The sequence below is a fragment of the Bacillus sp. Xin1 genome (genome assembly GCF_013314535.1).
Classification (GTDB): domain Bacteria; phylum Bacillota; class Bacilli; order Bacillales; family Bacillaceae_G; genus Bacillus_A.
The window spans coordinates 1-8,546 of sequence record NZ_JABUAE010000080.1; the positions used below are offsets into that span (position 1 = coordinate 1).

General features: G+C 29.7%; 9 protein-coding genes and 1 pseudogene. 3 read left to right on the top strand and 7 right to left on the bottom strand.

Going from position 1 to position 8,546, the window contains the following annotated elements:
• Positions 1–554: 554 nt before the first annotated feature.
• The 4 genes from HRG09_RS27020 to HRG09_RS27035 all read right to left on the bottom strand — a co-directional run bounded on the left by HRG09_RS27020 (position 555) and on the right by HRG09_RS27035 (position 3,170).
• Positions 555–737 (bottom strand): YolD-like family protein, encoded by a 183-nt coding sequence (locus tag HRG09_RS27020; protein WP_174103906.1) that lies wholly within the window; start codon positions 735–737, stop codon positions 555–557.
• A gap of 294 nt (positions 738–1,031) precedes the next feature.
• The gene (locus HRG09_RS27025; protein ID WP_174103907.1) at positions 1,032–1,718 is read right to left on the bottom strand and encodes an IS6 family transposase; all 687 of its coding nucleotides are present in this window, start codon (positions 1,716–1,718) and stop codon (positions 1,032–1,034) included.
• 72 nt (positions 1,719–1,790) lie between these two features.
• On the bottom strand, positions 1,791–2,576 hold the full coding sequence (locus tag HRG09_RS27030; RefSeq protein ID WP_174103908.1) for a GNAT family N-acetyltransferase: 786 nt from the start codon (positions 2,574–2,576) through the stop codon (positions 1,791–1,793).
• A gap of 399 nt (positions 2,577–2,975) precedes the next feature.
• Positions 2,976–3,170, bottom strand: a complete 195-nt coding sequence (locus tag HRG09_RS27035; RefSeq protein ID WP_174103909.1) for a hypothetical protein — start codon at positions 3,168–3,170, stop codon at positions 2,976–2,978.
• 390 nt (positions 3,171–3,560) lie between these two features.
• On the opposite strand from HRG09_RS27035, the gene HRG09_RS27040 reads away from it, so the two are divergent.
• Genes HRG09_RS27040 through HRG09_RS27050 form a run of 3 tightly spaced genes read left to right on the top strand, consistent with a single transcriptional unit; the run spans position 3,561 to position 6,228 of the window.
• The gene (locus HRG09_RS27040; protein ID WP_174103910.1) at positions 3,561–4,544 is read left to right on the top strand and encodes an alpha/beta fold hydrolase; all 984 of its coding nucleotides are present in this window, start codon (positions 3,561–3,563) and stop codon (positions 4,542–4,544) included.
• A gap of 11 nt (positions 4,545–4,555) precedes the next feature.
• Positions 4,556–5,227, top strand: a complete 672-nt coding sequence (locus HRG09_RS27045) for a response regulator transcription factor (RefSeq protein WP_174103911.1) — start codon at positions 4,556–4,558, stop codon at positions 5,225–5,227.
• Complete coding sequence (locus HRG09_RS27050) at positions 5,224–6,228, top strand: sensor histidine kinase (protein WP_174103912.1); 1,005 nt, start codon at positions 5,224–5,226, stop codon at positions 6,226–6,228. Before HRG09_RS27045 ends, HRG09_RS27050 begins: the two co-directional genes overlap by 4 nt.
• Positions 6,229–6,496: 268 nt before the next feature.
• On the opposite strand, the gene HRG09_RS27055 is transcribed toward HRG09_RS27050, so the two are convergent.
• From HRG09_RS27055 to HRG09_RS27065, 3 genes and pseudogenes are all read right to left on the bottom strand, one after another.
• Positions 6,497–7,827, bottom strand: a protein-coding gene (locus HRG09_RS27055; protein ID WP_254610190.1) for an IS3 family transposase whose coding sequence is annotated in 2 segments (ribosomal slippage) — positions 6,497–7,455 and positions 7,455–7,827 — 1,332 coding nt in all. Because the reading frame shifts where the segments join, the coding sequence is not laid out codon by codon here.
• Positions 7,828–7,957: 130 nt separating this feature from the next.
• Positions 7,958–8,176: a hypothetical protein gene (locus HRG09_RS27060; protein ID WP_063223176.1), complete on the bottom strand. Its 219-nt coding sequence runs from the start codon at positions 8,174–8,176 to the stop codon at positions 7,958–7,960.
• Positions 8,177–8,346: 170 nt separating this feature from the next.
• Positions 8,347–8,546, bottom strand: a pseudogene (locus HRG09_RS27065) (NADH-flavin reductase); the annotation flags it as partial.

Sequence of the window (8,546 nt, forward strand, 5' to 3'; positions counted from 1 at the left end):
TTTCATATACACATGCAACAAAGACAAAAATTTTCTATGAAAATGGTATTTCCTCTTTTATACGAATCTCCATAACGTGTAACTGTACAGCTGACACCTTGAAGGATCTGATGCTTGTACACGTAGATGCTCTAGCTCCTCCCGCAAAAAAATAGTCTTTATCCAGAAATGTAGCTGCATCATCATACTTGTTCCGTATACTGGATTTTTAAATTGGACTTATATAAATCCTCTTTGTCTCTTTTTATTATTTGCACAAGATTATAAACTGAATTATCAAAAAATAAAAAAACGATTATAAAAACTTTCATATTTGTTCTATAATAAAGTCTCTTTAGTTTATAACTAACGCTTCTTAGAAAAGCACTTGTCTGCCCTGGTATTCCCTTCTAAATCAACACATGATATCAGTAGATCTACTGCCCCTCACTTGTCTGCAAATTTTTGCTACAAAACCTTCATCTAAATACTTTGTTTACATAAAAATATATTTTCAATTTTACTGAATCTCAGGAATCTTTAATTTTATTTTCCTCTATAGATAAAGAAAATCATTAATAGATTTCCTTAATATCAGATAAACATATAGAGAAGATCTTTTGCTGTTCATTTATTAAAAGAAGTGTTTGTTGGTGTAAATCAAGGTTGCAAACTCGCCCCTTACATGTTTGTAAAAATCCATTCTGATAGTAATCAATAGTGATTAAGTGATTTTTTGCTAATTTTCTTAAGAACATGGATATATCCCCTTTCTCACTACTAATCTATATAAATAGCCTGTAAATACAAGAATATAGGCTAATTAAAAAATTCAAAACCATCCCTTGAAGCGCTTTCAAACCCAAACTAATAGAAACGTATCTTTAATTTATAATTAAAAGTACAGAATCTTACCAGAAAGTACAGGTTTTTATAGAAAATTTTTAAAATATTTAAAAAGTCATTAGGGCACAAAAACTTTAAAATAATAATACGGTTCTGTTGCAAAGTTTGAAAAAAACATAAACAGGTTGGTAAATGAGTAGCACTGTTTAAGAAGTAGCTAATAATTGTTGAAGTTCATTGTACGTTGAAAAGGCGGAGTCTCTTTGAAGACTTCGCCTTTGTTTATATAGGGCATGAATAGTCTCGATACCTTTTATCGTACGTGAAGCATGACGAAGATTTTGAAATCCTGCGGATTTGGAAAAACGTCTCTTTACATGCCTATGATCCTGTTCTATGAGATTATTCAAATGTTTGATTGTACAATAGATCGTAGTTTGATAAAGTCCTTGTTTTCTTAATTTGTTAAATGCGCAAAGTAATGCCGGCGCTTTGTCTGTAGTGAGAACCGTAGGTTCTCCAAAATGCTTTACTAATCTTTTCATGAAGGCATAGGCAGCCTGATGATCCCGTTTTTTACGAAGTTGAATATCCAATGTGTGCCCATCTTTATTAATTGCACGATAGAGATAACGCCATTCTCCCTTAACTTTGATATAAGTCTCATCCCAATACCAAGATAAGCGTGCAGATTTATTTTTCACTTTCCAAATTTGATAGATGAGATTTCCATATTCATGAACCCATCGCATGATGGTTGTTGGGTGAACTGAAATACCACGTTCTTTCAGGATTTCAGATACATCGCGATAACTTAAAGAAAAACGACAGTAGTAGCCCACGGCTACTAAAATAATATCTTTCTTGAATTGTTTTCCTTTAAAATATCTCATGTCTGATTTTCCTAGGTCCTGTTTTCTAGAGTGTAGCTTCATGTAGAAAACTTTGCAACAGAACCATTTTTTCTATCCCTCGTGAATTTCTTTAATGCTTTTTCCTTCTAAAAATGCATGCCCCGTTTTAATTTTTTCTACTGTTTCAAATCCATACTTTTCATACACTTTTTCTACTGTTTCGTTAATTGGGATCACCCAAAGATTATCTAGTCCTCTATTCATTACTTCACTTTGAATAAAGTGAATAAGTTCACCTATTAACCCTTTACCTCTAAACTTTTCAATTGTAGCTACACTTTCCATTCGGGCCTGTTTTTCATGTTCAAAAATACAAGCGATGGAACATGCTACTCCATTGTATCTAAGTAGATAGTGAGTAAATGCTGGATGTTCGAATTCATCTTGAAAAGCTTTTTTTCTAACTTCGCCTCCTAACTCTTTTATACTACATTCAATATCTAAAGCTTCTTCAAAATTTAATTCAGATACCTTTTCAATAGTAACTTTTTCATTTTTATCTTTTTTAGTTAATTTCTTATTCCATAATTGGACTGGACTTATTAATTCTTCAAATCCAAAATTCTTTATTTGTAATTCAGAAATCAGTTGTTCTTGCATATCTAAGTTGTATATATAAAATCTAGGTACTATATTTTTAGTCTTATAGAAATGGACTACTTCATCTACTATCATTTGTGGATTTAAACTTACTGCACTTACATGTGCATGATTTGCATCATAATAATCTGGGTTACTTTCATTACAAAATATAGAACCCCATGATTTCTCTATTCGGCTAGTAAAGGTTTCAAGATATGCAAAATCAAGCTCAAGAACATTTTTTAAACTAGTCATACGATATTCCCTCTTCTCTATTTATTTCTTCAATATCTTCTGTGTTTTATTATACATTTAAATATTTTAATTTTAAGTTTTTTAATTAAAATATATCCCATACCCTTCAAAAAAATATTTTCAAGAAAAAATGAAAGTAAACTTTTTATTATTTGTTTACATTCAAATCCCCTTAAACATTGACTTCAAACCGAATCCCCCGATATCCTCAAAACAAAAAATAAAAGTATACATTAAAAACATTATAAATAAAGAGTTTGTAACATTCATAAACAAAAAAGAAAAAGCTAGATCCATTCTAGCTTTTTTACATAATCACTTATTATCGGAAATTACTTTTAAAAGTTTCTCCAATTCTTGTTCTCCATCTTAAAAAGTTCTCTATTTATAAGAATTGAATTAAATATTATTTATCTGTTTTCTCTTTATGTTTAACAAACACAAAACTAAATAGCCCAATAAATAACCATCTACAATAGAAAGTCCTAGACTTATTAATAGATTCCAACCTAAATGAAGAGAAACCGATAAAGAAAGTAATCCTCCAACTATGCCACCTAAAACACCGATCGTAAATTTCATCTTATCAGTCATATGTATCCTCCATATAATCAATAAATTTCATACCAAAATTATATATTACTAATTAAAAATATACAATTTTATGTAATTTTTTCTTAATATTATATTTATGTCAAATTGACATAATGTAACAAGAAGCATAAGATGTCCGTTTGGCCAACTTATGCTTCTTTGAAATAAAGTCATGACGTTTGTAAAAAAGTTGTGATGCTTCACCTCATTTGGTTATGATTACCATAGGGGGTGTCCAAAAAAGAACATCTGAAATTGAAAAGTGATTAAATTCGAGCTGAACAATTGAATTCTATTTAGAAACAAAGAGAAAATATTATTTACTATAAAATTTATTAGAAATTTATTTTTATATCGTATCCTTTCAATATAACTTGAAAGGAGAACCCTATGAGAAAATTATTTAAAGTATTAAAGAATATATTTATTATGTTTATTGCGGTTATCTTACTTATATTAGTATCTGTTTTTATATACCATAACTATCAATTAAGTAAGGAATCAGATCTTATTAAAAGTAAGGGAACAATCGTTAAGATTAATAATAAAAAAATGAATGTTTATAGTGAGGGAAACGGTAAGGATACATATGTATTTATGGCTGGCTCTGGGATTGCTGCTCCTGTTTATGAAATGAAAGGAGTATATAGTAAGTTTTCAAAAGAAAATAAGATTACTGTAGTAGAAAGAGCTGGTTATGGGAACAGTGATATTTTTAACGATGTAAGGGATATTGATAAAATATTAGAACAAACGAGAGAAGCACTTATTAAAAGTGGAAATACACCTCCTTATATTTTAGTTCCGCATTCAATATCGGGAATAGAGGCTATTTATTGGGCACAAAAATATCCGGAGGAAATCAAGGGAATTATTGCGTTAGATATTGGTTTACCTCAGCAGTATGTGAAATATAAAAGCGAAGTGGATAAGTCAACATTAAAAATAAAAGGAATGAATATTTTAACGAAAATGGGTATTCATCGACTTCTACCTTCTACTACTTATAATCCTGAAGTGATTCGACAATCTTTTTTAACTAAACATGAAAAAGAAATTTATAAAGCAATATCGTATAAACAGTTTTTTAATGTTGATATGAAACAAGAGCTCTTACATTCTTACGAAAACAGTAAAAAATCCGTTAACCTTCCGATACCAAAAGAAACACCTATATTATTTTTAGATGCAGTTGCTGATCAAAATAAAAACTCCAAATATACAAAACAACATTACAAAGATTATAAAGAATTTGCAGAACAACTTGAAATAGCAGATGTTATAAAATTGAGGGGGACACACAGCATTTATTTATACCAGGCTGATGAAATATATAAGCTTTCTAAGGAATTTATCAATAAAAAAGTGAAATGAAGGTTTGCATGATGAAGGGATATCATATTTTAATAGTTGAAGACGATGTGATGATTGGTGATTTGTTGCAAAGAATTTTGCAGCGCGAAGGATACAATGTAATTTGGAAAACAGACGGAAAAGAAGTGTTTGGAATCATCCATAAAATGGACTTAGTTATCATGGATGTGATGTTACCAGGTAAAGATGGCTTTCAAATAACAAAGAAAATAAAAAATCTAGGATTAAATATTCCAATTATTTTTCTATCCGCCCGAAGTGATATGGACAGCAAACTCCAAGGTTTGACAATCGGGGAGGATTATATGATAAAGCCTTTTGATCCTAGAGAGTTGTTACTAAGGATGCAGAAAAGGTTAGATAATCAATATGGTACTTTTACGCAAATCAAACACTTATATATTGATGCTGAGCGTAAAAAAGTTTTCAATAATAACTTGCATAATGAAGTTGTCTTTACTGCGATTGAGCGTAAAATATTCTTCTATTTATATGAAAATAGGGATCGTATTTTAACGAAAGGACATTTCTTTGATTATTTATGGCAATTCGAAGATAGAGATCAAAATATCTTGAATGTGCACATAAAAAAAATAAGAACAAAAATCAATGATAAAACGGGTGAAATTATCCAAAATATATATGGAGAAGGGTATAGATTAAATACCTATATAAAGAAATGAAATTAAAGAAAAAATATCAGTTATTGTTATTTTCTGCTGCTATAAGCGTACCATTTTTATTACTGTTGATTAGTATCTTTATGTCAATAATCTATAATAGTGCCTTTAAGGCGGAAAATAATGACATTCCTTTTCATGAGTCTTTTGCGTATCCTACGATGCTAGTTGTATTTTTTTTATCAATATTGTTATTAGCCTTTTTATTTTCAAAATCGATTAACTCACTATTAAATAAAATAGATATATTAAATAAAACCATTCGAAATTTAGCCAGTGATAAAAAGATTCCGAATAAATTAGACGTTAAAAGTGATGATGAAATTGGAGAACTAATCAGGTCAGTAAATTTATTAATTGAAAGAACTACATATCGAGAATTAGAACTTAAACAGCAAGAGGAAATGAAGAAGGAACTTTTAAATAAATTAAGGCATGATATTAATACGCCTTTAACAGCTGTCAGGTTACAATTATTTTACTTAGAAGGTCAATATAATAATGACCAAGCACCAATATTAGAATCGTTATATCAGCAAATACAGTATATTGCTGAATTAACCAGTGAGTTAAATTTACAATCCACTAATACATTAGAGAATTCTTATATTTTAAATCACCAGGTGAATATACATGATTTATTAGAAGCTATGGTTAAAAAGTGGGATTATTTATATAGTATTCATGATATTGAATTAATATATAATCCACTAAATAAAGACTTGATATGGATTAGTAACGATTTATGGATTCAAAGGTTATTTGATAACATTTTTCAGAATACGTTAAAACATTCAAAGGCTAAAAAGCTTGAGGTAACCGTTGAACATAGTGTTGTTTCCATTAGGGATAATGGAATTGGTTTTGATACTAATAGTAAAAGTGCGGGGCTTGGATTAAAAATAATTGAAGATATATCTAGAATGCTCAATGTAAAATATATTCTACAATCGAATAACAAGGGGACTTTATTTTATTTTACCAAAAACGAAAATGATATATAAAGCACATTTTATACTGTTTTGTGAAATTCACGGTCAGCTTATGGGTTAATAATTAACTTATGGCCAATTTATGCTTCCAATTCTGTTGAATAATTAGATAATTATCTGCAAAAATAAGTGTTTTCTGGCCAACTTATGCTTCCAACTGCGGCCAACTTATAGGTAAAGTGACACATAACATCACTTATCAGTAGTCTATGTATTTAAAAATCTCAAAAAGTCCCTTCAGATCTTAAAATGTACCCTTTGTAAAGGACATTAAAAAAGCCTAGGCAGCTCGAAGTAGATGATCTCTGTATTGCACAGGAGTCATCTTCTTTAAATTCCATTGGTATCTGTAATACTTGTAGTAAATCATATATTGTTTAATTTCATTTTTTAATTCATCTAAAGTTGTACATGCTTGAATAGAGGCTTCATCTTTAAGATGGCCAAAGAAAGATTCTTGGAGGGCGTTATCCCAACAGTTTCCTCTTCTTGACATGGATTGTTGTAATCCTAGTTTCTTAACTATTTTTTGAAAATTAGGGTGCGTATATTGAATGCCTTGATCTGAGTGAATCAAGGCATCTTTTGCTTTCTGAAAGTTTTTGTTCCTTTTTAACTTTAGAAGGGTGTCTGTAGCTAATTTTACAGTCATACGTTCTGATATATGATGAGCTAAAATTTCACCAGTTGAACCATCTTTAATGACCGATAAGTAGGCTTTCTGACCTTTTCCATAAAATAAATATGTGATATCTGTTAGAAGGACTTTACCAGGGATTTCTTGCTTAAATTGATGATTCAATAGGTTAGGCACAACTCGATGTTCTTTTGTAACTTTCCTAATTCGTCTATAAGGATTTGCCTTTCTAATTGGGCATATAATGTCGTATTTCTTCATGATTCGTCGTATACGTTTCAAATTGTAAACAACCTGAAATTGACCCGCCAAAGTCATTCTGATTTGGCGAGCCCCTTTCTTACGACCTTTGAAATGGAAGGCTTTTAGGATGAGCCCTTTTACTACCTCATCTTTTTTATCTTTTTGATGTCTTCGCTCCTGTGATTTCATAGAGAAATAGTTATAATAACCGCTTCTTGAGACACCAGCTATTCCACATAGGTATTTCACCATATGTTTAAGTTGATATGTTTCTATCACTGAACGAATCAGGATATATTTCTGGCTAGAAAGAAGAGCTACTTTTTTAACCCCCTTTCTATTAAACGAATCTTTTTTAACAGTTCATTTTCTGCCTTTAGTAAGTTAATTTGGGCTTCTAAGCGAGCGTTTTTCTCCTCCAAAGTCAGTTCGCTTTCTCTAGAACGCTTTGAATTTCCAAATCTAGTGTCACGTAGGCCGCTAATCCCATTTTCATTATAAGCTTTTTGCCATCTTTTACTCGCTGCCTTAATTCGATCCATTCCTAAGATTTCTATATCAAACCCACATTCTTCAAAGATTTCTCTTGGAAGCTTGCCTTTCTCTTTTTCCCCAATAAATATACGCTTAAATTTATCCGTATATGTGATACTTTTTGAACTTACAGATTTTACATATTGATTAGATGATAATAGTTTAATTTCTTTTTCTGTAAAAACCTTTGTACTCATAAATTTCCCCAGTCTTTATGTTTTTCTTAATTATATACAAAAACCCTATAGGGAGACTTTTTAGTGTCTACTCTATAGGGTACATTTTATCTTCTGAAGAGACTTTTTATTCATAAAACTATTAGAAAAGTTACTTAAAAGATTTTTTCCAATTTGAATAATAATAAATGAACTGAATTAATAAAGTTATTACTGCAATGCCAGTAAAGGTTACAAAATATGTTAATCCCAAATCTAATAAATATATTACTATTAGCGTGTTAACTACAAGAGGAATTGAAGCTAAAACATTATAAAAACGTTTTTTATAAAAAAGATGATCTTTTTCATTTATATAATTATCGACCATAAAAATCCTCCTTTTTCTTTTATAAACTTCATGTATATTCATATTAATAAAATACCTGAATTTTACCACATCATGAGATATTATTAACATAATTCTCGTTATCTACAATTATTTCCAATTCGGAATAGTAGTAATATACATTTTCTAGTTCATATGTACTTCTGTTGAATCTAGTTTGCTATAAATGGTGTTTTACGTATGTATTTAGAATTTGAAATTTCATCAACTAAAAAATCTGCAATATTGCGATTGGTAATTGTTAGTCCTGGCATATCAAATAAATTTTCTTTTATAGTTTTATTAATATCTTTTTCATATATAAATGGTAACCGAACAAGTGTCCAATCTATCTTGCTTTCTTGGAGAATAG